Annotated in this window: 25 protein-coding genes, 1 tRNA gene and 1 other annotated feature; of the genes, 17 read left to right on the top strand and 9 right to left on the bottom strand. The window is 71.6% G+C overall.

Features of this window, described 5'->3' with window-relative positions:
* Positions 1-52: 52 nt before the first annotated feature.
* On the bottom strand, positions 53-2,233 hold the full coding sequence (locus ACQ143_RS08360; RefSeq protein ID WP_449570232.1) for a YhgE/Pip family protein: 2,181 nt from the start codon (positions 2,231-2,233) through the stop codon (positions 53-55).
* Positions 2,230-5,115, bottom strand: coding sequence for an MMPL family transporter (locus tag ACQ143_RS08365; RefSeq protein ID WP_449570233.1), 2,886 nt, complete (start codon positions 5,113-5,115; stop codon positions 2,230-2,232). Before ACQ143_RS08365 ends, ACQ143_RS08360 begins: the two co-directional genes overlap by 4 nt.
* A gap of 161 nt (positions 5,116-5,276) precedes the next feature.
* Between ACQ143_RS08365 and ACQ143_RS08370 the strand changes: the two genes are divergently transcribed.
* Positions 5,277-5,903, top strand: coding sequence for a TetR/AcrR family transcriptional regulator (locus ACQ143_RS08370; protein ID WP_449570234.1), 627 nt, complete (start codon positions 5,277-5,279; stop codon positions 5,901-5,903).
* Positions 5,904-5,912: 9 nt separating this feature from the next.
* Here the strand turns inward: ACQ143_RS08370 and ACQ143_RS08375 are convergent, their stop codons facing one another.
* Complete coding sequence (locus ACQ143_RS08375; protein WP_449570235.1) at positions 5,913-6,905, bottom strand: o-succinylbenzoate synthase; 993 nt, start codon at positions 6,903-6,905, stop codon at positions 5,913-5,915.
* An 88-nt stretch (positions 6,906-6,993) separates the two neighbouring features.
* Between ACQ143_RS08375 and ACQ143_RS08380 the strand changes: the two genes are divergently transcribed.
* Positions 6,994-7,329 (top strand): PadR family transcriptional regulator, encoded by a 336-nt coding sequence (locus ACQ143_RS08380; protein WP_449570236.1) that lies wholly within the window; start codon positions 6,994-6,996, stop codon positions 7,327-7,329.
* Position 7,330: 1 nt separating this feature from the next.
* A complete protein-coding gene (locus ACQ143_RS08385; protein WP_449570237.1) occupies positions 7,331-8,272 on the top strand; it encodes a permease prefix domain 1-containing protein in 942 nt (313 codons plus the stop codon).
* Between the two features lie 9 nt (positions 8,273-8,281).
* Here the strand turns inward: ACQ143_RS08385 and ACQ143_RS08390 are convergent, their stop codons facing one another.
* A complete protein-coding gene (locus ACQ143_RS08390; protein WP_449570238.1) occupies positions 8,282-8,671 on the bottom strand; it encodes a glucose-6-phosphate dehydrogenase in 390 nt (129 codons plus the stop codon).
* 99 nt (positions 8,672-8,770) lie between these two features.
* Here ACQ143_RS08390 and ACQ143_RS08395 point away from each other — a divergent pair, with 99 nt between their 5' ends.
* Positions 8,771-9,670 (top strand): 1,4-dihydroxy-2-naphthoyl-CoA synthase, encoded by a 900-nt coding sequence (locus tag ACQ143_RS08395; protein ID WP_449570239.1) that lies wholly within the window; start codon positions 8,771-8,773, stop codon positions 9,668-9,670.
* Between the two features lie 160 nt (positions 9,671-9,830).
* The gene (locus tag ACQ143_RS08400) at positions 9,831-11,093 is read left to right on the top strand and encodes an AMP-binding protein (protein ID WP_449570240.1); all 1,263 of its coding nucleotides are present in this window, start codon (positions 9,831-9,833) and stop codon (positions 11,091-11,093) included.
* A gap of 125 nt (positions 11,094-11,218) precedes the next feature.
* Here ACQ143_RS08400 and ACQ143_RS08405 read toward each other — a convergent pair whose 3' ends face one another.
* Positions 11,219-11,602: a VOC family protein gene (locus ACQ143_RS08405; protein WP_449570241.1), complete on the bottom strand. Its 384-nt coding sequence runs from the start codon at positions 11,600-11,602 to the stop codon at positions 11,219-11,221.
* A 71-nt stretch (positions 11,603-11,673) separates the two neighbouring features.
* On the opposite strand from ACQ143_RS08405, the gene ACQ143_RS08410 reads away from it, so the two are divergent.
* Positions 11,674-12,648, top strand: a complete 975-nt coding sequence (locus tag ACQ143_RS08410; protein WP_449570242.1) for a 1,4-dihydroxy-2-naphthoate polyprenyltransferase — start codon at positions 11,674-11,676, stop codon at positions 12,646-12,648.
* Between the two features lie 93 nt (positions 12,649-12,741).
* Here ACQ143_RS08410 and ACQ143_RS08415 read toward each other — a convergent pair whose 3' ends face one another.
* Positions 12,742-13,041 carry a DUF4229 domain-containing protein gene (locus tag ACQ143_RS08415; RefSeq protein ID WP_449570243.1) on the bottom strand — a complete coding sequence of 100 codons (300 nt, stop codon included), beginning with the start codon at positions 13,039-13,041 and terminating at the stop codon, positions 12,742-12,744.
* 64 nt (positions 13,042-13,105) lie between these two features.
* Between ACQ143_RS08415 and ACQ143_RS08420 the strand changes: the two genes are divergently transcribed.
* From ACQ143_RS08420 to ACQ143_RS08430, 3 genes are read left to right on the top strand one after another with little or no spacing between them, the layout of a single operon-like run.
* Positions 13,106-13,510 (top strand): PLD nuclease N-terminal domain-containing protein, encoded by a 405-nt coding sequence (locus ACQ143_RS08420; RefSeq protein WP_449570244.1) that lies wholly within the window; start codon positions 13,106-13,108, stop codon positions 13,508-13,510.
* A gap of 1 nt (position 13,511) precedes the next feature.
* Entirely contained in the window at positions 13,512-15,230 is a 1,719-nt protein-coding gene (gene menD / locus ACQ143_RS08425; protein WP_449570245.1) for a 2-succinyl-5-enolpyruvyl-6-hydroxy-3-cyclohexene-1-carboxylic-acid synthase, read from the top strand.
* A gap of 31 nt (positions 15,231-15,261) precedes the next feature.
* Positions 15,262-16,134 carry a PPK2 family polyphosphate kinase gene (locus ACQ143_RS08430; RefSeq protein WP_449570246.1) on the top strand — a complete coding sequence of 291 codons (873 nt, stop codon included), beginning with the start codon at positions 15,262-15,264 and terminating at the stop codon, positions 16,132-16,134.
* Positions 16,135-16,142: 8 nt separating this feature from the next.
* On the opposite strand, the gene ACQ143_RS08435 is transcribed toward ACQ143_RS08430, so the two are convergent.
* Positions 16,143-17,405, bottom strand: coding sequence for an isochorismate synthase (locus tag ACQ143_RS08435; RefSeq protein ID WP_449570247.1), 1,263 nt, complete (start codon positions 17,403-17,405; stop codon positions 16,143-16,145).
* A gap of 63 nt (positions 17,406-17,468) precedes the next feature.
* On the opposite strand from ACQ143_RS08435, the gene ACQ143_RS08440 reads away from it, so the two are divergent.
* The 5 genes from ACQ143_RS08440 to ACQ143_RS08460 all read left to right on the top strand — a co-directional run bounded on the left by ACQ143_RS08440 (position 17,469) and on the right by ACQ143_RS08460 (position 22,312).
* Positions 17,469-18,008: a DUF402 domain-containing protein gene (locus ACQ143_RS08440; RefSeq protein WP_449570248.1), complete on the top strand. Its 540-nt coding sequence runs from the start codon at positions 17,469-17,471 to the stop codon at positions 18,006-18,008.
* A gap of 9 nt (positions 18,009-18,017) precedes the next feature.
* On the top strand, positions 18,018-18,743 hold the full coding sequence (locus ACQ143_RS08445; RefSeq protein WP_449570249.1) for a class I SAM-dependent methyltransferase: 726 nt from the start codon (positions 18,018-18,020) through the stop codon (positions 18,741-18,743).
* Positions 18,744-18,897: 154 nt separating this feature from the next.
* The gene (locus ACQ143_RS08450) at positions 18,898-19,878 is read left to right on the top strand and encodes a polyprenyl synthetase family protein (RefSeq protein ID WP_449570520.1); all 981 of its coding nucleotides are present in this window, start codon (positions 18,898-18,900) and stop codon (positions 19,876-19,878) included.
* Positions 19,879-19,921: 43 nt separating this feature from the next.
* Positions 19,922-21,295, top strand: a complete 1,374-nt coding sequence (locus ACQ143_RS08455) for an FAD-dependent oxidoreductase (protein ID WP_449570250.1) — start codon at positions 19,922-19,924, stop codon at positions 21,293-21,295.
* Positions 21,296-21,340: 45 nt separating this feature from the next.
* On the top strand, positions 21,341-22,312 hold the full coding sequence (locus ACQ143_RS08460; RefSeq protein ID WP_449570251.1) for an alpha/beta hydrolase: 972 nt from the start codon (positions 21,341-21,343) through the stop codon (positions 22,310-22,312).
* 7 nt (positions 22,313-22,319) lie between these two features.
* Here ACQ143_RS08460 and ACQ143_RS08465 read toward each other — a convergent pair whose 3' ends face one another.
* Positions 22,320-22,808 (bottom strand): YajQ family cyclic di-GMP-binding protein, encoded by a 489-nt coding sequence (locus tag ACQ143_RS08465; protein WP_449570252.1) that lies wholly within the window; start codon positions 22,806-22,808, stop codon positions 22,320-22,322.
* Between the two features lie 64 nt (positions 22,809-22,872).
* On the opposite strand from ACQ143_RS08465, the gene ACQ143_RS08470 reads away from it, so the two are divergent.
* The 3 genes from ACQ143_RS08470 (at position 22,873) to ACQ143_RS08480 (ending at position 25,083) form a co-directional block, all read left to right on the top strand.
* Complete coding sequence (locus ACQ143_RS08470; protein ID WP_449570253.1) at positions 22,873-23,361, top strand: FBP domain-containing protein; 489 nt, start codon at positions 22,873-22,875, stop codon at positions 23,359-23,361.
* A gap of 85 nt (positions 23,362-23,446) precedes the next feature.
* Positions 23,447-23,528 (top strand) — tRNA-Tyr (locus ACQ143_RS08475).
* Positions 23,529-23,818: 290 nt separating this feature from the next.
* Positions 23,819-25,083 (top strand): IS3 family transposase gene (locus ACQ143_RS08480; protein ID WP_449570254.1). Its coding sequence is split into 2 segments (ribosomal slippage): positions 23,819-24,110 and positions 24,110-25,083, totalling 1,266 coding nucleotides; the frame shifts between segments, so codons are not numbered across the junction.
* Positions 24,103-24,231: a sequence feature (AL1L pseudoknot), on the top strand. (Overlaps the previous gene by 129 nt.)
* A gap of 306 nt (positions 25,084-25,389) precedes the next feature.
* On the opposite strand, the gene ACQ143_RS08485 is transcribed toward ACQ143_RS08480, so the two are convergent.
* Positions 25,390-26,100, bottom strand: coding sequence for a hypothetical protein (locus ACQ143_RS08485; RefSeq protein WP_449570255.1), 711 nt, complete (start codon positions 26,098-26,100; stop codon positions 25,390-25,392).
* Between the last annotated feature and the right edge of the window lie 80 nt (positions 26,101-26,180).

Genomic DNA, 26,180 nt, shown 5'->3' on the forward strand with positions numbered 1-26,180 from the left:
CGCACCGTGCCGGCGCGTCCGCGCCACACACCGACGCTGTGCGCCCGACGGGTCAGGCGGGGGAGGCCAGGAGCACGGCGCGCGCGGTCGTCGAACGGCGGCGGGCGACGGCGAAGATCGTGGCGATGAAGGCCAGGGCGGTCCACCCCAGCATCCCGACCACCGCGGCCCCCACGCCCCCGGCCTCGGTGAGCACGCCCAGCAGCGCCGTGTACACGGGCGTCGTCGGCATGAGCGTCGCGATCGAGGTCAGCACCCCCGGCACGGTCGACACGATGCCCGTGGCCACCGCCAACACGCCGACCAGCGCCGCGATCCAGCGCCCGGCCCCGCCGAACACGGCCACCAGCGCCTGGTTCACCGCGGCGAACGCGATCCCGGCGACGACCGCCAGGCCCGTGAACGCGAGCCAGGCCCCGGTGTCGTAGGCGGCGGCGAGCTGGATGACGCCGGCGACCAGCAGCCCCTGCGCGGCGCCGATCGCGGCGGCGGGGGCGAGGCTGCGCGCGGCCAGCAGAGCCGACGGGCGCCGCGAGCTGAGGGCGTGCCGTGGCACGGCCTGCAGGGCGACGAACGAGGCGAGCCCGCCGAACCACAGCGCGAGCATCGCCAGCAGCGGGATCGCCGACGCGCCGAACAGGTCGGTGCCCACTCCGCCGGCTGACACCGGTTCGGCGACGACGGATGCCAGGTCGGTGGCCTCCTCGTCGGTGTAGGACGGCAGTTCCTCGACCGCGGTGCCCAGGCCGTCGGCCAGGGTGTCGACGCCGTCGCCGAGCTGTCCCACACCGTCCGACAGGTCGCGCGCGCCGTCGGCCAGCTGCCCGATCCCGTCGGCGAACTCACCCGCGCCGTCGGCGGCGGTGCCGGCGCCGGCGGCGAACGACCCCGCGCCGTCGGCGAACTCGGTGGCGCCGTCGGCCAGCTGCCGGGCGCCGCCGGCCAGGTCGGACATGCCGCCTGCCAGCTGCCCGGCACCGGCGGCCGTGGCGGTGGCACCGTCGGCCAGCTCGGTCATGCCCCCGGCCAGCGCGGCGGCGCCGTCGGCCGCATCCTGCAGTCCGGCGGTGAGCGCCGGCCCGAACTGGGCGAGCTGCTCGACCTGGGTGGCGAGCTCGCCGGACTGGTCGATGACGCCGGTGATCGTCGACAGCGATTCGTTCGCGCGCGCCGAGATCGCCGCCAGCGCCTCACACAGTTCGGCGGAGCCGCCCTCGACCGCACACGCGTCCGCGGCCTCCTCGAGCCGGGCGGCGGCGTCGGCGACGGCCGTGTTGATCTCACCGCTGTTGTCGGCGATGCCGTTGACACCGTCGATGATCTCCTGCGGCACCGTCGGCAGCTGCCCGACCTGGTCGGCCATCGTCTGCAGCCCCTGGGCGAGGTCGGTCGTGCCCGCGGAGATGTCGCGCGCGCCCGCCGCCCACGTGTCGAGCCCGTCGGCGGTGGCCCGGGTGCCGGCCGCCAGCTGCGCAGACCCGTCGGCCAGGCCCGCGGCCCCGTCCGCGATACCCGCGGCCCCGTCGGCCAGACCGCCCGCACCGCCGGCCAGCGCACGGATGCCGTCGGCCAGGGAGAGCGCGCCGCCGGCGGCCTCGTCGGCGCCGTCCGCCCACGCGTCGGCCCCGTCGGCCGCCTCACCGGCGCCGTCGGCGATCTGCCGGGCGCCGTCCGCCGCATCGCCCAGCTGGTCGCCCAGCGTCGTGAAGCCCAGGAACACGTTCTCGAGGTACACCGACGACAGCTCGCGGCCCATCAGCGCCGCGGCCGCCTGTGCCACCTGCGCGGTGATGGCGTCGTCGACGATCAGGCTGTCGGGTGCCGTGGTGACCTCGATGGTGGCGCGTTCGGGCGTGCCGCCGGGCGCGGTCGAGGTGGCGGCCGCCGAGAAGTTCGAGGGGATCGTGACAACGGCGTTGTAGGTGCCGTCGGCCAGACCGGCCGCGGCGTCGTCGTCGTTGGAAATCGTCCACGTGAGGTTGGAGTCGAGCTCGTCCGATCCCTCGACCAGGCCCGCGGTCAGCTGGCGGCCCAGCGGCACCATCTGCCCGTCGACGGTGACCGGCTCGTCGTTGTTCACGACGGCGGTGTTCATGGCATCCAGCCGCTCGACGGGGTTGTACAGCGCGGCCACGAGGACGCCGCCGATGAGCACGGGCAGCAGCAGCACGCCGATGACCGTGAGCCAGGTGACAGGCTTGCGCGAGCGTGCGCGTTCGATGGGGAGAGTCATGCGGAGATCACCTGCGAATCGGTGGTGGGGGTGGATGCCGCGTGCGCGGCCAGTGCGAGAGTCGACACGCTCGGACGGTGCGCGTCGGCGAACAGTTCGAGGGCGCCGCCATCGCGCCGCGCGGTGGCGACGATCGTGAGCGGCGTCGGTGCAGGGCTGAGCCGGTCGGCGGCGTCGCGCAGCAGCGCGGCGGCCTGGTCGCGGTCGGCACCGCTGAGCGCGTCGACGCCGTCGACGACCACGAGCCGGGTGTCCCCGGCGAGCGCGCGGCGGAGTTCGGCGACCGGATCGGCGGCATCGTCGAGCAGCGCGAGCCCGACGTGGGCGCGCACCCAGGCGGCACGGCCCGGCAGCAGATGCCCGGCCACCCGCAGGCGGCCCTCGTCGGTGGCCAGGCGCCCGGCGACGGCGAGCGCGAAGGCGCGGGTCGCGCGCGGGTCGGGGCTGGTCGCCACGAGCGTCTCGCCGTGGCGCACCCGGAAGGACGCGCCCTCGAACAGCGTGATCTCGCCGACGCCGCGTCCCCCGTCGACCCGCACCGCGAGGTCGTCCCCGGCCAGCGGTTCGATGTAGCCCGGCTCGGGCCAGTCGGCCAGCTGCAATTCGCGCTCGACGGCCTCGCCCTCGATGTCGAAGTGGGGGAGGATCCGGTCGAGCCAGCGCGGCATCCACCACGCCTTCTCGCCCAGCAGCGCCATGACGGCCGGCACGAGCGTCATGCGCACGATGAACGCGTCGACGGCGATGCCGACGGCGAGGCCCAGGGCGATCGGTTTGATCGACGAGTCGCCTTCGGGCACGAACGCGGCGAAGACGGCGAACATGATCACGGCGGCCGCGGTCACCACGCGGGCCGAGGCGGTGAACCCGCTGCGGACGGCCGCGACGGCGGTGTGCCGGTCGGCGCGGCCGCGCCGGGCGCGCCGCGAGTGGACGTAGTCCTCGCGCATGCGCGAGACCAGGAACACCTCGTAGTCCATCGCGAGACCGAACAGCACGCCCATGAGGATGATCGGCATGAAGCTGATCACCGGTCCGGTGCGGGTCACGTGCAGCAGGTCGGCCATCCAGCCCCACTCGAACACGGCGGCCACGACGCCGAACGACGCGAGGATCGACAGCAGATAGCCCGCGGTGGCCTTCAGCGGCACCCAGATCGAGCGGAACACGATCATCAGCAGGATGAACGAGAGTCCGACCACGAAGACACCGAACGGCAGCAGCGCGGCGCCCAGCCGGTCGGAGATGTCGATGCCGACGGCGGTGAATCCGGTGACCTTGAGGTCGACGCCGTACTCCTCGAGCCACTCGTCGTGGTGCGACCGCAGCTCGCGGACGAGGTCGGCCGTGGCCGGGTCGTCGGGGGCGGTGGTGGGCACGATCTGGATGAGCCCGGTGTCGGCCGTCTCGTTCGGGGTCGACATCGCGACTTCCTTGACGCCGGGGATCTTCTCGACTTCGGCCTGCAGGTCGGCCATCAGGCCCAGCGGGTCGGTCGAGGTCACGATGGTGCCGGTCATGACCAGTGGCCCGTTGAAGCCCGGGCCGAAGTGCTCGGCGGTCAGGTCGTACGCCTGCCGCGCTTCGCTCTGCACCGGCTGCACGCCGGCGTTCGGGAGGGCCAGGGTCAGGCTTGCGGCAGGCACCGCCATCACGCCCAGGCCCACGACGACCGCGACCGTGGTGAGCACCGGATGCCGGGTCACGCCCGTCACCCAGCGCTCCGCGAATCCGCGCTTGGTCCGGGCGGGCCGCTTCGTCGCCGCCGCGGTGCGCGCCGGCTCAGCGGTGCGGTCACCGGCATCCGCCCGCGGCGCGCGGCGCCCCACCCGGATGCCGGCGCCCAGCACCTTGCGCGGCCACCCGGCGACGCGGGGTCCGGCGAAGCCGAGCAGGGCGGGGGTGAGGGTCACGGCCACCAGCACCGCGATGGCGACGGCGACGGCCGCGGCGACGCCCATGGTCGTGAGGAAGGGGATGCCGGCGAAGCCCAGGCCGATGAGGGCGATGAGCACGGTGACGCCGGCGAACACGACGGCCGAACCCGCGGTGCCGGTTGCGCGCGATGCGGACTCCTCCGGGTCCATGCCGATGCGCACCTGGTCCTGATGGCGCGCGACGATGAACAGGGCGTAGTCGATGCCGACCGCCAGGCCCAGCATCACCGCCAGCATGGGGGTGACCGAGGAGATGTCGGCGAACGCGGTCGACAGGTAGATCAGGGCGACCGCGAGTCCCACGCCGATCAGGGCGCTGACCAGCGGGAACCAGGCGACGGCGAACGACCGGAACGTGATGACGAGGACGAACAGGGCGATGAGGACGCCGACCGCCTCGATGATCGACAGCGCCGGCACCGACATCGAGAACAGGTCGCCGCCCATGACCGCCCGCGCGTCGGCGGGCAGCGCGTCACGGGCCTCGTCGGCGATGCCGGTGAGCTCGTCCTTGGTCGCGTCGCTGACGTCGGTGGCCTGCCCGTCGAACTGCAGCTGGATGATGGCGGCGGCGCCGTCTTCGGAGACGAGGCCGTCGACCAGCTCGCTGAAGGGACTGGTGACGGCGGTCACCCCGTCGACCGCTTCGAGGTCGGCCACGGTGTCGTCGATGACGCCGGCCACCGGGTCGTCATCGACGCGCTGGCCGTCGGGAGCCACGACGATCAGCTGCGCACTGGTGCCGCTGGCCTGCGGGAACGTGCGCTCGAGCAGCTCGATGCCCTCCTGGGCCTCGGTGCCCGGGATCGTGAAGGTGTTGCTCGTGCCCTGCATGAACGTGAGCGCGCCGCCACCGGCCAGGCCCAGCAGCACGAGCCACGCGACCAGAACGCGCCAGGGGTGGCGGAAGGACCAGCGGCCGAGCGAAGACAGGATGGTGGACACAGTGACTCCGTACGGTGATCAGGACGATTCGATACAGCGCTGTATCCAATACATTGTTGTATCGTAACGGCGTATCGACCGCCAATTCTGGAGAGTCGGTGTGAATATCTGATGAGCGGATGGCATCATCCGTGACCGGCGACGGAAGGGAGGCGCGCAGCATGAGCGAGACGGCGGCGCGGCCGATGAGTCGTCGGCGCGAGCAGACCCGCACCCGGCTGCTCGACGCCGCCCATGAGATCTTCGGCGAGGTCGGCATGGACGGCGCCTCGGTCGAGGTGATCTGCGAACGCGCGGGGTTCACCCGCGGCGCGTTCTACTCCAACTTCGAGTCGAAGGAAGAGCTGTTCCTCGCCCTCGTCTCCCGCATGGCCGAGGCGAAGATGGACGAGGTCGCGGGGCGCGTGCGCGGACTCAGCCCCGACGCCGGCCTGGCCCCGGCCGCCCTCGTGCGTCAGGTGATCGGCGTCTCGCTGGGCGAGCACCTGGAACCGCAGCTGGTCAGTGAGATCCGCACCCAGGCGCTGCGCGACCCGCGCATGGCGGCCGCCTACCTGGCCTGGCAGGAGCGCATGAGGCGGCGCGTCGAGGTGATCATCGCGACGGTCGTCGAGTCGCACGGCATGCGGCTGCGGCTGAGCGTGGCCGAGGCGGCGCAACTGCTCCTGGTCACCTCGATCGAGGCGTCGATGGCCGCGGCGATCGAGGGGCGCAACCGGCGCGAGAGCGGCGAGCTGCTGGCCGAACGGCTCGAGAAATTCGTGACCCTGCTGGTCGACGTCAGCTGACTCTCGACGTCAGCTGACGCCCGCGAGCACGCCGTGGCAGCGCGTGGCCCGGTCGAGCCACCACTGCCGCCGGTCGGGGGAGGCCGCGTGCGCCTGTAGCAGTGCGGGATCGGCCTCGACGCGCCCCACGGGGAGGACGCCGCCGCGGGCGCGCAGCGGGTCCGGTGTGACGTCGGCGGTGAACAGCGATGCGGTGCCCAGGCCGCAGTCGTAGTCGAGTTCGGGCAGGGATGCCGCCAGAGCGACCCCCATGGCCAGGCCCACGCTCGTGTCGAGCGCACTCGAGACGACCGCGGGCAGGCCCGCCTCAGCGACGATCTCGAGGGCGCAGCGCACGCCGCCCAGCGGCTGGGCCTTGACCACGAGCAGATCCGCGGCCCCGGCGCGGGCGACGGCGAGCGGGTCGGCCGCCTTCCGCACGCTCTCGTCGGCGGCGATCGGGATCCCCATGTACTTCACGCGGCGGCGCAGCTCGGCGAGCTCGTCGACGGTTGCGCACGGCTGCTCGGCGTACTCCAGGTCGAACTCGGCCAGGCGGTGCAGGGCCCGCTCGGCCTCGTCGAGGTTCCAGCCGCCGTTCGCGTCCACCCGGATGCGGCCCTCCGGTCCCATCTGCTCGCGCACGGCGCGCACCCGCGCGACGTCGTCGTCGAGAACCTGACCGCGTTCGGCCACCTTCACCTTGGCCGTGCGGCATCCGTCGAACCGCGCGAGCACCTCGCCGACGCGGGCCGCGGGCACCGCCGGCACCGTCGCGTTGACCGGCACCGTCTCCCGCACCGGCGCGGGCTGAGGCGCCCACCCGTAGTCGATCGCCGCGGCCAGCCAGGCGGCGGCCTCGGCGTCGTCGTACTCGGCGAACGGCGAGAACTCGGTCCAGCCCTCCGGGCCGCGCAGCAGCAGCGCCTCGCGGACCTCGACGCCGCGGAATCGGGTGGCCATCGGCAGGGCCACGACGTGCGCGTCGGCAAGCAGATCGGTCAGGGGCGGGAGCGCGCTCATGTCCTCATCCTCTCGCGTTCGTCCCGGCGGGACCTCCTTGATAATGTGCCTCTTGTCATAGTGTGTGAGACACAGTACAGTGTGAGTCATGACCGGTACCGAAGCGCTCGAGACGCACCTGCAAGAGCTGCGCCGCGGCACCGTGGTGCTGGCCTGCCTGCGACTGCTCGAGGATGCCGGGTACGGCTACGCGCTGCTCGAGGAGCTCACCGCCCGCGGGTTCGACACCGACGCCAACACGCTGTACCCGCTGCTGCGCCGTCTGGAGAAGCAGGGCCACCTCACCAGCGAGTGGAACACCGACGAGGCCCGGCCCCGCAAGTTCTACCGCACCAGCGACGCGGGCCGGCGCCTGGCCGCGGCGCTGTCCACCGACTTCACCGCGATCGCGGCGGCGATCGCCGCACTGCCCGGGGAGGGCTGACATGACCATGAGCCTCACCGACCGCTACATCGACGCGGTCACCCGCTCGCTGCCCGAAGCGCAGCGCGCCGACGTCGCCGCCGAACTGCGCGCGTCGGTCGCCGACCAGATCGACGACCGCACGGCATCCGGCGCCGACCCCGACGCGGCCGAACGCGAGGTGCTCACCGGCCTCGGCGACCCCGACGCGCTCGCCGCCGGCTACGCCGACCGGCCGCTGCAGCTGATCGGCCCGCGCTACTACCTCGACTGGCTGCGCCTGGTGAAGCTGCTGCTGTGGATCGTGCCGGCGTGCGCGGCCTTCGGCGTCGCCCTCGGCCAGGTGCTCAGCGGCGCCGCCCCCGGCACCGTGATCGGCACGACGATCGCCGTCACCCTCAGCGTGATCGTGCACGTCGTGTTCTGGACCACCCTCGTCTTCGCGATCGTCGAGCGGCATGCGGGCGGCGCCGCACAGCCGTTGACCACCTGGACGCTCGACCGTCTGCCCGAACCGCGCGCCGGGGGCACCACGTTCGCCGACATGGTCGTGGTCATCCTCATGCTGCTGGTCGGGGCCGGCGCGGTGCTGTGGGACCACTCCTTCGGTTTCGTGCCCGGGATGCGGCTGTCGGTCCTCGCCGAGGGGCTGTGGCCGTGGTGGATCACCGGCCTGTTCGTCGCCATGGCGCTGGAGGCCGTGCTCACCGTCGTCGACTTCGTGAGGGGTCGCTGGACGGTGTCGCTCGCGGTCGCGAACGCCGTGCTCACCCTGGCCGTCGCCGTGCCCGCGCTCTGGCTGCTGATGACCGGTCAGCTGCTGAACCCGGAGTTCTTCCCGACGCTGATCACCGACGGCGAAGGCCCGAAGGTGCAGCAGATCTTCGAGGTCATCACCGGCTTCGTCATCGCCGGCATCGCGGTGTGGGACATCATCGACGGGTTCCGCAAGGTCCGCCGCTGACGGGTGCGCTCAGGCGATCTTCTGTCCGCACATGCCGCATACGCCGGACGGCGGCACCTCGATGAAGCAGTCCGGGCACAGCACAGCCGGCCGCTCGGGAACACTAGGGGCGGCCGGCTTGCGCGGTGCCGCGGTGCGCGGGCGCCGGGCCCGGGGCTCGGTGGTGGCCGAGGAGGGCTTGGGCAGCGGCCGGTGGGCGCCGCAGTAGAGGCGCACGAAGCCGGCGGGGTTGTTCGGGTGCCGCAGCTTCACCGCCCACAGCTCGGACCGGTCGTGCACCGGAGCCTCGACGGGACAGCCTCCGCACCGCGCCGGCTCGCCGGGCACCGCCTCGGCCGCCGGGACCGGGGTGTCGAAGGGGAGGGCGTCGCGCCAATCGGAGGAAGTTCGGATCTGCACGGCACGGCCCCTCTCCGGCATCCACTCGGAAAGGACGCCGTCCCTTCCAGGATCGCACGGCCGGCTGGGTGCGGCCTGCCCGCGGCGTAGGCTGGACCGGTGACCGTTTCCGAGCTGTTCGACCCCGCCGAATGGATGCCGGCGCCCGGCGCCGAGCACTACACCGACATCACGGCGCACACCTCGATCGACGGGCGCATCGCCCGCATCGCGTTCGATCGCCCCGAGGTGCGCAACGCCTTCCGGCCGCACACCGTCGACGAGCTCCACCGGGCCCTCGACCTCGCGCGGCAGGACCCGAAGATCGGCGTGGTGCTGCTGACCGGCAACGGCCCGAGCCCGAAGGACGGCGGCTGGGCGTTCTGCTCGGGCGGCGACCAGCGCATCCGCGGCCGCGACGGCTACAAGTACTCCGACGACGAGGCCTCGGTCGCCGACCCGGCCCGGGCCGGGCGACTGCACATCCTCGAGGTGCAGCGGCTGATCCGCTTCATGCCGAAGGTCGTCATCGCCGTGATCCCCGGGTGGGCGGCCGGCGGCGGGCACTCGCTGCACATCGTGTGCGACCTCTCGATCGCCGGCGACCGTGCGCAGTTCAAGCAGACCGACGCCGACGTCGGGTCGTTCGACGCCGGCTACGGATCGGCGTACATGGCCCGCCAGGTGGGGCAGAAGGTCGCGCGCGAGGTGTTCTTCCTCGCCGAGGAGTACTCGGCGCAGCGCGCCTACGAGATCGGCGCGGTCAACCGCGTCGTGCCGCACGCCGAGCTCGAGCGCGAGGCGCTGGCGATGGCGCGCACGATCCTCGGCAAGTCGCCCACGGCGATCCGGATGCTGAAGTTCGCGTTCAACGCGATCGACGACGGCATGGTCGGCCAGCAGGTGTTCGCCGGCGAGGCCACGCGTCTGGCCTACGGCACCGATGAGGCCGTCGAGGGCCGGGATGCGTTCCTCGAGAAGCGCGCCCCCGACTGGTCGTCCTACCCCTACCACTTCTGACCATGGGCGGCACGCGGTCTCTGGGCGCGCCCGGTGCGCGGAGTCCGCTCATGCCACCGGACATGTACCGTTCGCAGGACTTTTTGGCGCGGGCGGCGTGTCGCGGGGCTCGACACGCCGTGCGGACGAAAATCCCCTGCGAACCGAACGGGGCCGCGGCGTGAAGCTCGAGGTCGCCGCCTCGGCGGATCCACGCGATGTGCTGCGGGCGCTGCGCCAGGCCGTGCTCGGCGCCGGGCCCGCCGTCGCTCTCGGTGCGTCGCCTGGCCCGCCCGGCGCGGCCCCCGACCCGCCCGGTGCCGCCCTCACCTCCCAGGACACCACCTCCGGCGCGCACGGGGCCGCTGTTGCCGAACCGGGCCATGCCCCGGCGCGCCTGCCCGCCGAAGTGCCCGCCGGCACGGCCGTCGTCCTGACCACCTCCGGCTCGTCCGGCTACCCCAAACGGGTCGTGCTCAGCCGCGCCGCCCTCACCTCCAGTGCCCTCGCCACGGCCGACCGCATCGGCACCGGCGCCTGGCTGCTCGCCCTCCCGGCCACCTACGTGGCCGGCGTGCAGGTGCTCGTGCGCGCACTCGTGGCCGGGCGTGAGCCGAGCATCCTCTCGGGGTCCTTCAGTGCCCAAGCCTTCGCCGCGGCCGCCGCCGGCATGGCCTCGAGCCGGGGCGGGCACCGCATCCCCAGCTACACCTCCCTGGTCCCCGCGCAGCTGCAGACGCTGCTGGAGGCGGAGGACGCCGGCCTCCACACCGGGCTCGACGCGTTCGAGGCCATCCTCGTCGGCGGGCAGTCGCTCCCGCCGGTGCTCGCGGAGCGGGCGGCCGCGGCCGGGGCCCGGATCGTCCGCACCTACGGGTCCACCGAGACCAGCGGCGGGTGCGTCTACGGCGGTCGTCCGCTGAACGGAGTCGGCCTGCGGGTCGAGGACGGGGAAGTGCAGGTGTCGGGGCCGACGCTCGCGGACGGTTATCTGGGCGACCCGCAGCGCACCGCCGACACCTTCGTGCACGGGGCGGACGGCACCCGCTGGTATCGCACGGGTGACACCGGTGAGATCGCGGACGGCGTGCTGCGCGTGACAGGGCGCCGCGACAACGTCATCATCTCCGGGGGCGTCAACGTGTCCCTCGACCGGGTCGAGCACGTGGTGCGCGGGCTTCCCGGCCTGGCCGGCGCCGTCGTCGTCCCGGTCGCCGACGCCCGGTGGGGGCAGGCGTCGGTCGTCGTGGTCCCAGGCGGTTCCGCGCCGGGGGATGAGCGCGACCCTTCGGGCGTCGCAGGGCTGGCCGAGGTGCGTGCCGCGGTCGAAGCCCGTCTGGGCGCCCCCGCGCGTCCGCGCGACCTCGTGCACATCGACCGGCTGCCCCTGCTGACCAGCGGCAAGCCCGACCGCGTCGCGCTGCGCCGCCTCCTGGACGGCTGAGCACTCCTTCTTGCGCGGATGTTGACGGCTTGACTACGGGCGCGGCGCGGGATGTTGGCGTGTATGTGGGGTATCCGGCATCCATTCCCCCTGTTTGCGCCAACTTGAGGGCGCGCCCCGCCCCGCTACCCCTCCGCGTAGGGGCCGGTCTGCACCACGCAGAACCGGTTGCCCTCGGTGTCCTCGAGCACCACCCAGTCCGCGCCCTCGGGGTACTTATGCCAGTCCACCTCGCGCGCGCCGAGCGCGAGCAGACGCGCGACCTCGGCGGCCTGGTCCTCCGCGTACAGGTCGAGATGGATGCGGGGCGGGTAATGCTGCGGGTAACCGGTGACCGACAGGGCGATACTGGCTTCGCGTCCGCTCCAGTGCGTCTTCTCGGGCGGATCCAGAACCGTCCAGTCGTCTGACGGCGTGCCGCGGTGCCGATAGCCCAGGGCGCCGATCCAGAACGCGCTCGCGCGCTCGATGTCTTCGACGCTCAGGACGACGGTGCCGATGCGCAGCATGCTGCCAGTGTGCACCCGTCACCGACGCCGCGCCACGGGTGCCGCCCGCTGCGGGCCTAAGATGACTGGTCGTGGCACGTCATACCCGAAAGCGCGCGCACAGCGCCCCGAAGCACAAGCCCCGCGGCAACCCGCAGAAGCCGCAGGTCTCGCGGGATCCGCGGACGATCGAACCGGCGACGCTGCGCGACTGGATCGGCGCCGCGCGCCTGCGCACCCTGCCGCTCGCGGTGACCCCCGTGCTCATCGGCACCGGCGCGGCGCTGATCATCGACAACCGCTTCCACTGGGTCATCGCCCTGTGCTGCCTGGCCGTGGCCGTCGCCCTGCAGATCGGCGTGAACTACGCCAACGACTACAGCGACGGCATCCGTGGCACCGACGCCCACCGCGTGGGACCTGCCCGCCTCACCGCCTCGCGCAAGGTGCGCCCCCGCACTGTGCTGATCGTCGCCTTCGTCTTCTTCGCCCTCGCCGCGGTGGCCGGCGTGGCCCTGGTCGTCCGCACCCAGCATTGGTGGATGCTGGCGGTCGGCGCCGCGTGCATCGCCGCCGCCTGGTTCTACACCGGGGGCAAGCGCCCGTACGGCTACGCCGGGCTGGGCGAGGTGTTCGTGTTCGTGTTCTTCGGTCTCGTCGCCACGGCCGGCACCACGTTCGTGCAGGTGTCGGCGGTGCCCCAGGAGGCGTGGTTCGGCGCGGTGGCGGCCGGCGCCCTGGCCTGCGCGGTGCTGCTGGCCAACAACCTGCGCGATATCGACCAGGACCGCGTGGCCGGCAAGAAGACCCTGACCGTGTTCATCGGTCGCCGCTGGACGCAGGTGCTCTACACCCTGCTCATGGTCGTGCCGTTCGTCATCGCCGGCGTGCTCGCGCTGTTCTACCCGATCGCATGGCTGGCGCTGCTGGCGCTGATCCCCGCCGCGGCCGCGATCCTCATCGTGTGGACCTACCGCCAGCCGCGCGAGCTCGTCGTCGCGCTGGGCGTGACGTCCTTGACGTCGGTGCTGTACGGCGCGTTCCTGTTCTGGGCGTTCGCCGGCTGACCTGTCCTCAGCCCGCCTGACCTGGCCTCAGCCCGCGGGGTCGCCCTCACACCGAGTGTCGCGCGGGCCGCCTTCAGCCCGCGAGCGCCGGTCTCACTCCGGACGGGTAGGAGCGTCCCCGGTGTCACCGACCGCGGCATCCTCGACGTCCTCATCGGTCGCCTGGGCGCGCGTTGACTGGGCACGCGTGCGCCGCGCGGCCAGCCCGGTGGTGACCTCGTCGAGGGGACGGCGCAGCAGCAGCACCGACAGGCTCAGCCCGATCAGCGCCGCGAAGATGGCCGCCAGCCAGTAGTGCTCGCGCAGGATGGGGAACAGCATCATGATCCCGAACGGCACGAGGAAGCACAGCAGTCGCAGCACCGTGTAGACGAGAACGGAACGGGCGCGCATGCTCCCAGTCTATGCGCGGGTTCGGCGGGGCCCGGCCCCGGTCGCGGCGACTTAGGATGGATGAATGGCGCGGGTCTTGATTCCACTGGCTCTGCTGCTGATCGCGTTCTGGGTCTTCAGCATCGTCGACTGCGCTCTGCAGCCGCCCACGCGGCACCGCGGGGTCAGCAAGCCGGCGTGGATCCTCATCGTCGTCCTGCTGCCGGTCGTCGGCGGTGCGCTGTGGTTCGTCATCGGACGCAGCCGCCCGGTCACTGTGAACGGTCACCGCGCTCCCGACGACGACCCGGAGTTCCTGGGCCGGTTGGGTTGGTTCAGCGACCAGGACGAGCGCATCCGCCGGCTCGAGGCGGAACTGGCCGCTCTCGACGCCGAAGCCGACGACCCGCCGCAGCCGGATCCGCAGGACCCGCCCGTGCCCCGGCCACGCGACCGCTCGGCCGACGGCGACACCGACGACCGCAGCTGAGATGACCGACACTGCAGACCGGCCGCGGCCCGTCGCCGAGGTCGACAGTGCCCGTGCACCGGCGATGGATGCCGCGGCGGCCCTGCTCGCGCAGTTGACCGGCCTGGGGGTCGAACACGTCGTCGTGAGCCCCGGCTCGCGGTCGCAGGCGCCGGCCCTGGTCGCCGCCGAACTCGAACGCCGCGGCCGCATCCGCGTGCACGTGCGCATCGACGAGCGCGTGGCGGGTTTCACCGCCCTGGGCATCGCGCGTGAGACCGGCATCCCTGCCGCCGTGATCTGCACCTCGGGCACCGCCGTCGCCAACCTCCTGCCTGCCGTGCTCGAAGCGCATCACGCCGGCATCCCACTGCTGCTGCTGACCGCCGACCGCCCGCCCGAACTGCGCGGCGTCGGAGCCAACCAGGCCACACGGCAGCCCGGCTTGTTCTCGTCGTTCGTGCGGTTCGAAGCCGATCTCGCCGTCCCGGACCGCGACGGCACCGGCACCGACGAGGCGCGGCAGGCCGCACGGGACGCGTTCGCCGCCAGCCTCGGCACCGCCGGGGCGCCGGCCGGTCCCGTGCACCTGAATCTGCCCTACCGGGAACCACTCGCCGGTGCGCTGCCGCCCTGGCTCGACGACGCGGCAACACCGGCATCCCTTCCGCCGACGCCGGGGCCGACGGTCACCGAACTGCCGCGCGGGCCGCGCACGATCGTGGTGGCCGGCGCCGACGCGGGCGGCGCCGCCGAAGAGCTCGCCCATGCCGGCGGCTGGCCCCTGGTGGCCGAGATCGTCAGCGGCGCGCGCTTCGGTCGTCATCTCGTGCACGGCTACCGCACCCTGCTGCGCGACGCCGACCTCGGCGGCCGCGTCGAGCGCGCCGTCGTGTTCGGCCACCCCACGCTCAGTCGGGAGATCGTCGCGCTGCTGTCGCGGCCGGACGTCGAGATCATCGCCGTGCGCGGACCCGGAGAGACTCTGAACCTCAACGGTGCGACCCGTCCGGTGGATGCCGCGACGCCCGGCCCGGGGGAGACCGACCGGGAGTGGCTCGGCGCCTGGATGCGCGCGTCGCGCGCCGCCGCGGTCGACTTGAGTCCGGCTGCCCCCGACGCGGACGGTCTGAGCTCCGCCGAACCCGGGCGCCGCCTGCCGGCGATCGCCGCCGAGCTGCAGGTGCTGCGCGCCCCCATCGACCGGGAGACGCTCGTCGACGCCGTGTGGCGGGCGACCTGGCCGCACGACCGGCTCATGTTCGCGTCCTCGCGGCTGGTGCGGGTGGCCGATGCGGTGCTCGGCGGCAAACGCGTCCCCGTCCACGCCAATCGCGGGCTCGCCGGTATCGACGGCACCATCGCCACGGCCACCGGCATCGCGGTGGCCAGTCAGGCCGCTGGTGCGGCGGGCGTGACCCGGCTGCTCACCGGCGACCTGGCGTTCCTGCACGACGTCGGCGCCCTGTTGCTGCCGCCCGGGGAGGACGAGCCGCGCCTGCAGGTGATCGTCGGCAACGACGGCGGCGGCACGATCTTCGACGGGCTGGAAGTGGCCGCCGTGGCCCCGGCCGACGCGATGACGCGCGTGCTCTACACGCCGCAGACGGCCCGGCTCGAACAGCTCGCGCTCGCCTACGGCTGGGAGTACCAGCGCGTGACCACGCGCTCGGCGCTCGACCAGGCGCTCACCGCCCCGGCGGGCGGTCGCCAGATCATCGAAGTGCCGCTGGACAGGTGATCGCGCGCGGCGTTTCGGCCATGATGTGTGCATGGGCACCGAGAGCGCGCGCACGACCACGTCCGACGACGAGCTGACCGGAGCGCTGCTGCGGGTCGGCGACGGGTTCCGGCTGAGCGATGTGGATCCGGGCTCGACCCCCGGGTTCGACGGCGACAAGAAGGACGGGCAGAAGCGTCTCGCCGACGACGAGCCCGTGCTCGACGAGCTTCAGGAGCGCCTGTACGCGGCCAGCCGCGACGACGATGACGCCCCCGCCGTGCTGCTGGTGGTGCAGGCGATGGACACCGCCGGCAAGGGCGGGATCATGCGCCATGTCATCGGCGCCGTCGACCCGCAGGGGGTGCGGCTGAAGGCGTTCAAGGCCCCGACCGAGGAGGAGCTCGCCCACGACTTCCTGTGGCGCATCGAGAAGGAGGTGCCGCCGGCCGGGTTCATCGGGGTGTTCGACCGTTCGCACTACGAGGACGTGCTGATCGGCAAGGTGCGGCAGCTCGCGCCGCCGGAGGAGATCGAACGGCGGTACGACGCGATCAACGACTTCGAGCAGCGGCTCGTCGACCGCGGCATCCACCTCGTGAAGGTGATGCTGCACATCTCGGCCGAGGAGCAGAAGGAACGCCTCATGGAGCGGCTCGACCGCCCCGACAAGCACTGGAAGTACAACCCCGGCGACGTCGACGAGCGGCTGCTGTGGCCGCAGTACATGGACGCGTACCAGACGGTGTTCGAGCGCACCTCGACCGCGCACGCGCCCTGGCATGTCGTGCCGGCCGACGCCAAGTGGTACGCGCGGATCGCGGTGCAGACACTGCTCATCGAAGAGCTCCAGCGCATCGATCCGCAGTGGCCGGCCGCTGATTTCGACGTCGAGGCCGAGAAGAAGCGCCTCGCCGCGAGCTGACGCGCCGGTCAGGCCAGGGCGTCGACGATCGGGCGGAACTTGACGCGGGTCTCGAGCATCTCGGCCTCGGGGTCGCTGCCGGCGACGATGCCGGCCCCGGCATGGGCCGTGAACGGGATGCCGTCGGTGCCGCCGGCCGGAACGGCGCCCAGATCGAACTGGGCGCAGCGCAGCGCGATCGCCCACTCGCCGTCGCCGTGCGCATCGATCCAGCCCACCGGCCCTGCGTAGCGGCCTCGGTCGAACGGCTCGAGCCGGCGGATGAGATCGAGCGCCGCGTCGGTGGGGGTTCCGGCGACAGCGGCCGTGGGATGCAGCACCTGCACGAGGTCGAGGGCCGAGGCGCCGTTCTCGAGCGTGCCCTCCACATCGGTGGCCAGATGCCAGACGTTGGGCAGCTTGAGCATGAACGGCTGCTCCTCGGACACCAGGGCGCTGGTGTGCGGGCGGAGCGCGGCGAGCACGCTCTGCACGGCGTACTGATGCTCGTCGAGGTCTTTGGCGCTGGTGGCCAGTGCCACCGATGCCGCGGTGTCGGCGGCCGCGTCGATGCCGCGGGCGATCGTTCCGGCCAGCACCCGCGCGGTGACGGTGCCGCCCGAGACCGTCACCAGGGTCTCGGGGCTCGCGCCGATCAGACCGGCGACGGAGAACACCCACGTGTCGGGGTAGGAGGCGGCCAGCGCCCGCACGAGCCGCCGCAGATCGGCGCCCGGCGGCACCGAGCCGACCAGATCGCGGGCCAGCACCACCTTGCTCACCTCACCGGCGGCGATCGCGGCCAAGCCGGCCCGGACGACCTCCTGGTACCCCTCGGGGGTGAGGGCGCCGGGGCCTACGGTCGGCGACCAGTGCGGACCGTACGGGGTCGGTTCGGCGGCGACCTCGAGCCCGGCCCGGTCGACGGCGGTGATGCGGGTGAGCCACGTGCGGTCGCCGCGGCGGCCGACGACCACCGCGGGCACGATCAGCCGCGCGGTCGCGGCCGAGGCGGTGTCGAACGGCAGGGCGCCAAACGCGATCAGGCCGGTGCCCGGCAGCCCCACGGCGTCGTCGATCTCGGTGGCCTCGGCGACCCGGCGCCACCACTGCGCGGTCTCGTCGGCGGGACCCTCGTACTCGACGGCCGCGTCGATGCCGACCAGGGTGTCCCCGCGGCGGGTCCACACCAGTGGGTCGCCGGCCGACGCGTACTCGAGCAGCTCGTCGACGCCGTCGATGTCGCGCGTGACGACGCGCAGGCGCGGGGCGGGAAGCGGTTCGGTCGTCACCCTCCCAGCCTAAGCCGCCCGGCCCTGCGCGCTCGCCGAGCCCGGCGCTCTACACTCACGTAGGTGACCCCCGCGCCCGGCACCCGGCTGACCTTCCGCTGGCGGAAGTGGGACGGCTCGCCGCACTGGGTGCACGAATGCGTGTACCTCGGCCGCGACGGCTGGGGCGAGTGGGTCGGCCAATGGCGGGGGGCGCGCAGCGTGCGCCCCGGACGCGAGGTCGTCGCCGCCGGGCCCAACGTCACCCTCCTGTCCCCGGACGGCCGGTGGGCGGCGACGTTCAACGCCGACCATCCGCGCATGTGGATCTACATCGACGTGGCCTGGGACGTGCGGTGGGACGGCGACGAGCCGACCGCCATCGACATGGACCTCGATGTGGTCGCCGCCACCGACGGCCGGGGCGTGTTCATCGACGACGAGGACGAGTGGGCCGAGCACGCACAGCGGTTCGGGTACCCGGCCGACGTCATGGCCCAGCTCGAGCAGGTGGCGCTCGACCTGCAGCGCCGGGTCTCGGCATCCACCCCGCCCTTCGACCCCGCGACCTCCGCCGGCTGGCTCGACGTGCTCCGGCAGGTCGGGCCCGGGCCCGACGCCTAGACTCGAACGGTGACTGAGCACGCGCACCGCGCCGACCTGGGCAAGGACCCCGACCGCGTCAGCGGCATGTTCGACGAGGTCGCCCCCGGCTACGACCGCACCAACACGGTGCTGAGCCTGGGCAACGACAAGCTGTGGCGTGTGGCGACCACCCGGGCGATCGCCCCGCGGCCCGGTCAGCGCATCCTCGACCTGGCCGCCGGCACCGGCGCGAGCTCCGTCGCCCTGGCCCGCAGCGGCGCCGACGTGGTGGCCGCGGACTTCTCACCGGGCATGATCGCCGAGGGCCGCCGCCGCCACGGCGACATCGCCAACCTCGACTTCGTCGAAGCGGATGCCATGGCCCTGCCGTTCGGCGACGACGAGTTCGACACCGTGACCATCTCGTTCGGCCTGCGCAACGTCAAAGAGCCGCGGGTCGCGCTGGGGGAGATGCTGCGGGTGACCGCGCCGGGCGGCAAGCTCGTCATCTGCGAGTTCTCGCAGCCGCCGTCGCCGGTGTTCGGCGCGCTGTACCGCTTCTACAACGACCGGGTGCTGCCGCTGGTGGCCGGGGTCGTCAGTTCGAACGCCGACGCCTACGACTACCTCAACGAGTCGATCCGGGACTGGCCCGATCAGACCACTCTCGCCGCGTGGATCCGCGACGCCGGATGGACGGGGGTCGCCCACCGCAACCTGAGCGGCGGCATCGTCGCGCTGCACCGGGCGACCAAGCCGCACGCCGCGGCCTGAACACCCGGGCCGGCCGCGCCGGGCGCGCACCGGGCGGCCCGCCGCCCGCATCGCCCGACGGTAGGCTGTCAGGGTGACTGCGCGCCCCCACTCGTCTGCCTCGCAGCTGGCGAGCCATCTCGGCCCGACCGAGCGCATCTTCGCCGGTCCCCGCATGCGCGCGCTGGCCGCGATCGTCGACGACGGCCTCGCACAGGTCGAGGCCAAGCTCGCCGAGGAGCTGCGCGCCGCCGACCCCCTGGCTGACGCCGCCGGCCGCTACCTGTTCGAAGCGGGTGGCAAGCGCATGCGTCCCATGCTGACGCTGCTGGCCGCCCAGCTGGGTGACGGCACCGGCGCCGACGTGATCGCCGGGGCGGCGGCACTCGAGCTGACCCATCTCGGGTCGCTGTACCACGACGACGTCATGGACGGTGCTGACACCCGGCGCGGCGTCCCCAGCGCGCAGTCGGTGTGGGGCAACAACGTCGCCATCCTCACCGGCGACCTGCTGTTCTCGCGCGCGAGTCAGCTCATGGCCGGGCTCGGCGAGCGGGCGATCCGCATGCAGGCCGACACCTTCGAGCGGCTCGTGCTCGGCCAGATGCACGAGACCGTGGGGGCGCAGGAGGGGGATGACCCCGTCGAGTTCTACCTGCAGGTGCTGGCCGACAAGACCGGGTCGCTCATCGCGGCGTCGGCGCAGGCGGGCGTGCTGTTCTCGAACGCCCCGGCGGTCTATGAGAAGCCGTTGCGGGAGTTCGGCGAGAAGGTCGGCATCGCCTTCCAGCTGCTCGACGACGTGATCGACCTGTCGGCGGACGCCGCCGAGACCGGCAAGGTGCCCGGCACCGATCTCCGCGCCGGTGTCCCCACCATGCCGTACCTGCTGCTGGGGCGCGCCGGCGACGCGGCCTCACAGGACCTCAAGACCACGATCGACGACGGGGTCGCCCGCATCGCCGACGGCGCCGCCCCCGGCATCCTCGATGCCGCCCTCGCGCGCCTGCGCGACCACGACGCCACCGAGCAGACCCGGCGGCTGGCCGCCAGCTGGTCGGAGGACGCGGTCGTCGCGCTCGAACCGCTGCCGTCGGGCCCCGTGCGCGAAGCGCTCACGCGGTTCGCGCGCTTCGTCGTCGACCGTTCCCGCTGAATCTGTCGGGCCGCGTGCCCACGCCCCATCTCGGAAGGATCCTATGACCAAGCTCAGGCTGGCCATCGTCGGCGCCGGACCCGCCGGCATCTACGCTGCCGACATCCTCCTCAAGGCCGAGCGCAAGTTCGAGGTCGCGATCGACCTGTTCGATCAGCTGCCCGCACCGTACGGACTCGTCCGCTACGGGGTGGCGCCCGACCACCCGCGCATCAAGGGCATCATCACGGCCCTGCGCGACGTGCTCGACCGCGGGGACATCCGCATCTTCGGCAACGTGCGCTTCGGCACCGACCTGAGCCTGGACGACCTGAAGCGGCACTACCACGCGGTGATCTTCGCCACCGGCGCGATCCGTGACGCGGAGCTCGACATCCCAGGCATCGACGCCGAGGGCTCGTACGGCGCAGCGGACTTCGTCAGCTGGTACGACGGGCACCCCGACTTCCCCCGCGAATGGCCGCTCGAGGCCGAGTCGGTCGGCGTCATCGGCAACGGCAACGTGGCCCTCGACGTCGCGCGACTGCTGGCCAAGCACGCCGAAGACCTGCTGCCCACCGAGATCCCGGCCAACGTGCAGGCCGGTCTGGAGGCCTCGAAGGTCACCGACGTGCACGTGTTCGGTCGTCGCGGCCCCGCCCAGGTGAAGTTCACGCCGCTCGAGCTGCGCGAGCTCGGGGAGCTGCGCGACGTCGACATGGTCGTCTACGACGAGGACTTCGACTACGACGACGCGTCGAAGGCGGCCATCGCCTCGAACAAGCAGGTCATGGTCATCGACCGGGTGCTGCAGTCGTGGCGTCAGCGTCCGTCGGTCAACAACGCCGGCGGCGAGGCGAGCCGGCGGCTGCACCTCCACTTCTACGCCAAGCCCGTCGAGGTGAAGAAGGACGCCGAGGGGCGGGTCTCCGCCCTCGTCTACGAGCGGACGCGCCCCGACGGTGAGGGCGGCGTGGTCGGCACCGGCGAACTGCGCGAGGTGCCCCTGCAGGGCCTGTACCGTGCGGTCGGCTACTTCGGATCGCCGCTGCCCGGTGTGCCGTTCGACAAGCGGCACGGCGTGATCCCCAACCGCGAGGGTCAGGTGCTCGAGAACGGGTCGAACCAGCGCGTGCCCGGCGTCTACGCGACCGGATGGATCAAGCGCGGACCGGTGGGTCTGATCGGCCACACCAAGTCGGACGCGATGGAGACGATCAGCCACCTCATCAACGACCAGGGCTCGTGGTGGGACCCGGCCGATCCGTCCCCCGAGGCGATCCCGGCGCTGCTGGCCGAGCGCGGGGTGCGGTGGACCGACCTCGACGGCTGGCACCGTCTCGACGAGCACGAGATCGCCCTGGGCGCCCCGCAGGAGCGGGCCCGCATCAAGGTCGTCGACCGCGACGAGATGGTCCGGGTCTCACGCGGCGAGTAGGCCACCACGTCGGTGACCCGTCGGCCGGCTCGATACGCTGGCGGCATGGTCGACGCATGGGTTCCGGATGTGCTCGGTGCGCCGTTCGAACAGCTCACCCTCACCCTGGAGCCGGATGCGGAAGGCGAAGTCGTCGCCACACTTGTGCGGCGGCTGCCGTCACTTCTCGCGCGCCTGACCGGACCGCTGCGGGACGTCGACGTGCTCTACGTGCACGGCTGGTCGGATTACTTCTTCCAGACCGCGCTCGCCCAGTTCTGGAATGATCTGGGCGCACGGTTCTACGCGCTCGACCTGCGCAAGTACGGCCGCAGCCTGCGCGAGGGGCAGACACCGGGCTACGTGGCGTCGCTCGACGAGTACGACGCCGACATCGACGCCGCGCTGGCCGCGATGCCGGGACGTGCCGACCGGCGGCTCGTGCTGATGGCGCACTCCACAGGTGGGCTGACTCTCACCCTGTGGGCGGCCCGGCATCCCGGAGTCGCGGCCGGGCTCGTGCTCAACAGTCCGTGGCTCGAGCTGCAGACCGGAGCCCTTGCGCGTCAGGCGCTGACCCCGCTGGTCAACGCCCGCGCCCGCCTCGACCCGCTCGGCGCGCAGCCCGCCGTCGATCTGGGGTTCTACACGCGGGCGCAGCGTGAGCTGGGGACGCTCCCGGCCGGCCCCGAGCAGTGGCGGCCCGAGCGCGGATTCCGCACCCACCCCGGCTGGCTGGCGGCGGTGCTGGCCGGACACGCCCGCATCGCGGCGGGAATCGATGTCGGGTGCCCGGCCCAGGTGCTGCTGTCCACGGCATCCGCGTACCCGTTCGCCTGGTCGGACGAGATGACCTCGGCCGACGCGGTGCTCACGGTCGACGACATCGCCCGCGCCACCACCCGCATCGGCGGCGACGTGACCCTCACCCGCATCGAAGGCGCGATCCACGACGTGTTCCTGTCCCGCCGCGACGCCCGCGACGCCGCCTTCACGGCGCTGCGCCGCTGGGCGCTGCACGGAGCGCTGCGGAGCTGACCTCGGGTTACCGGTAGTTGACGAACTGCAGGTCGACATCGAGGTCGGCGGCCTTGAGCAGGCGCTGCACCTCCTGCAGGTCGTCGCGGCTCTTGGACTGCACGCGCAGCTCGTCGCCCTGGATCTGCGACTTCACCGACTTCGGGCCCTCGTCGCGGATGAGCTTGCCGATCTTCTTCGCGTTCTCCTGCGAGATGCCCTCCTTCAGCGAGGAGACGATGCGCACCTCCTTGCCGCTGGCCACGGGGTCGCCGCTCTCGAGGCTCTTCAGCGAGATGCCGCGCTTGATGAGCTTGGACTGGAACACGTCCAGCACCGCCTTCGCGCGCTCTTCCGTGTTCGCCTTGATGAGGATCTGCTCACCGCTCCACGCGATCGACGCGTCGGTGCCGCGGAAGTCGTAACGCTGCTCGACCTCCTTGCGGGCCTGGTTGAGCGCGTTGTCGGCCTCTTGCCGGTCGATCTTCGAGACGATGTCAAACGAGGAGTCAGCCATGCCGTGAGTCTATCCAGGCCGCGACATCACCCCCACCCCGCGTCGGTCTTCGTAGACTGGCCGGATGCAGGCGCTGACCGAAGACCTCGTGCGCGCGGCACTGATCAACGCGTCACCCGACGAACGCGAGCGGCTGGCCGTGCCGCCCGACTTCCGCTTCCTCGACTGGGACCACGTCGACTTCTACGCCTGGCGCGACCCGCACCTGCGCGGGCGCGGATACATCGTGGCGCAGCTGCCCGACGGGCCGACGGGTGTCGTGCTCCGGGCGACGGATGCCGGTGGCGCCGGCCGTCCGGCCCTGTGCAACCTGTGCCACACGATGCAGCCGGGCGACCAGGTCGCGCTCTTCACGGCACGCAAGGCGGGGGATGCCGGTGCGCGCGGCGACAGCGTCGGCACCTACATCTGCGCCGACCTCTCGTGCCATGAGAACGTGCGCATCGCCGCGCCGCTCGCGCCCAACGAGATCCGCGCCAGCGTGGACCGTCGTATCGACGGCACGCGCGACCGCATCGAATCGTTCGTGGAGCGTGTCGCCGTGGCATCCTGACCGAGTGGTTCTCGACACCCTCCCGGTGCAGGTAATATAGGTGATCGCGCCTCCGGTCGACTGTACAAGCCGGGCGGGTGCGCCTGGCGAGTTACCCAAGCGGCCAAAGGGATCTGACTGTAAATCAGCCGGCATAGCCTTCGGGGGTTCGAATCCCTCACTCGCCACCCTTGTCCTGAGTCGCGACATCGTTTACGAACGAGTCGCGGCTCAGGACTTTTTCGTGGGTTCGGGGTCTTGACGTTGACGTGGGTCTGGTGAGTCGCGTCATCGTTGACGGTGGGTTTCAGCGCTTTTTGGGTTGGTAGTCGCGGGCCGGGTCGATGGTGTGTTCGGCGATGATCTCGCCGGTGTTCGCGTCGCTGGTGGTGACGTCGCGGTCGTGGATGAGTAGGAGCACGGGGGTGAATCGCCCCGGGTCTCGTGGAGGGTCTGATTCCCCGAGAGGATGATGACTATGCCAGCACCGAGGAAGTATCCGCCGGAGCTTCGTGAGCGTGCGATGCGGCTTGTTGCAGAGGCCAGGAAAGAGGATCCGGAGCTGTCCGTGAACGCGGCAGTGGTCCGGATCGGGCAGCGTGTCGGGGTGAACGCCGACACGCTGCGTGGCTGGTGCAAGCAGGCCGCGATCGACGCGGGCGAACGCCCTGGGACGACCACGAGCGACGCGAAACGGATCAAGGATCTTGAGGCCGAGGTTCGCGAGCTGAAGCGCGCGAACGAGATTCTGTTGGCGGCCTCCTCGTTCTTCGCGCGGGAGCTCGACCCGCGACTGCCGTGGTAGTTCAGTTCATCGACGATCATCGTGACCGGTTCGGGGTCGAGCCGATCTGCCGGGTGCTCACCGCGCATGCCGTGCCGATCGCTCCGTCCGGTTACTACGCGTTCAAGAAGCGGCCGGCGTCAGCGCGGGCGGTCTCGGACGCGGAGTTGATCGTGCAGATCGAGCGGGTGTTCTGGGACCGCAACCTCGGGCGCGGGATCAGCGGCGCCCGGAAGATCTGGAGGTTGCTGCAACGTGAGGGCATCGCCGTCGCCCGCTGCACGGTCGAACGTCTCATGCGGCAGCAGGGGCTGCGCGGGATCCGCCGCGGGAAGCAGTTCGTCACCACGAGAGCGGACGGTGCAGCGTTCCGGCCACCGGATCACGTGCAGCGCTGCTTCCGCGCGGACCGGCCCAACGAGCTGTGGGTTGTCGACTTCACGTATGTGCCCACGTGGTCGGGGATGGCGTTCACCGCGTTCGTCACCGACGTGTACTCCCGCCGGATCGTGGGCTGGCGGACCATGGACCGGATGCCCACCGACCTGCCCTTGGACGCGCTGGAGATGGCTCTGTGGATCCGGGACCGCGCGGGCGAGGACGTCACTGGCGTCATCCAACATTCCGATGCCGGGTCTCAATACACCGCGATTCGCTACGCCGAGCGACTCGCGGACGTCGGCGCGATCGCCTCCATCGGAACGGTCGGGGATTCGTATGACAACGCCCTCGCGGAGACGGTCGTGGGCCTCTACAAGACGGAGTGCGTGAAGATCGACGGCCCGTTCCGCACCGCCGACGAGCTCGAACTCGCCACGCTCTCCTGGGTGCACTGGTTCAACGAGAACCGGCTGCACTCATCGATCGGATACCTCACCCCGATCGAGAAGGAGAACGAGTACTACCGTCAGAACAACCCCCAGAGCCAGTCGGCACTGGGAGAACTCGCCCTCCACTAAACCCGGGGCGATTCAGAGTGATATCGGAACTAGCTGGTTCGTGATATCGGATCTAGCGGGCACTGATGACAATTTCCCCGGTAATCCGGGGGTTTCGTGCTGCTGGTTGGCGCGCGCACTCCACCCGGGGGCGCGCACAATCGTGCGCAATCTTGCTCAAGTGCTCCCGAGAGAGCTGGCGGTTGCCCTCCCGGTGTATCGGAGTACGGGCTCCTGGTCCCAGCGGATTCACTGAACCTCAAAGGTCTGGGTTAGTCCCACTCAACTCTTCTGACTCGGCGATGTCGTCATTTCGACCCTCGTCCGCTAGTTCACGGCATCCGAGTCGGGCGGTGCGAAGAAACCGTGTTGCTTTGCGTTCCACCGGTAACCGACCGCGTCCATTACTCGCTTCGCGTCGGCCGGTCCAAGATCGAAGAATGTCTTGAGATGAACAATCCACCACCAGTCGCTTTTCTGGATCTGCCTTCTCAATACTGCCGGGACTTCGCCGCCTTCGATCAGCCATGACCTCGCGGCAAGCCTCGCCTCACGGTATCTCCGACGCCTGGTGGCGCTCCCGATTCGGCGAGCAATCTCGGCGTAGCCGTAGAGCTCGACGAGCTCGGCGCCGATCGGGGCGAGGTCCTCCACGAACCATGTGACGAACTCCTCAACGCCGTCGCCTCCGAACCCGGTCTCAAAGACCGTAACGCTGAACGGTCGCGGGCCTACCATTCGCCGCAATTCTGAGAATGTCGTGCTCGGAGGGACCGCGATGTACTCGACGGGGATACCGCCAGACGGGTCGTCGGGGGACTCTCCGCACAGCACTAACCCGTACTCATCGCTGTCTTCGCCATCGTTGTCCGCCGCGCCCTCTCGGGGTTTGATCGGCGCCCGCCCAAGTTCGAGGCGGATGGCGTTGACGAGAGCGCTGGCTGCGTTCGCCGCTGGCTGGCCTGTAACAGTCAGCTCGCGGCGCCGGTTGTCGTGCCCGAGGAGAACCCGGATCGTGATCTGGTCGGTGTCCAACATGCCGACAGGGTATCCACTTCGTCGAGTCCACTCGTGAGCCGGACGCTGCGCGCTCGTCGGGATTCAGCAGGCCACCCGGC

Source organism: Microbacterium pollutisoli, from assembly GCF_053586795.1.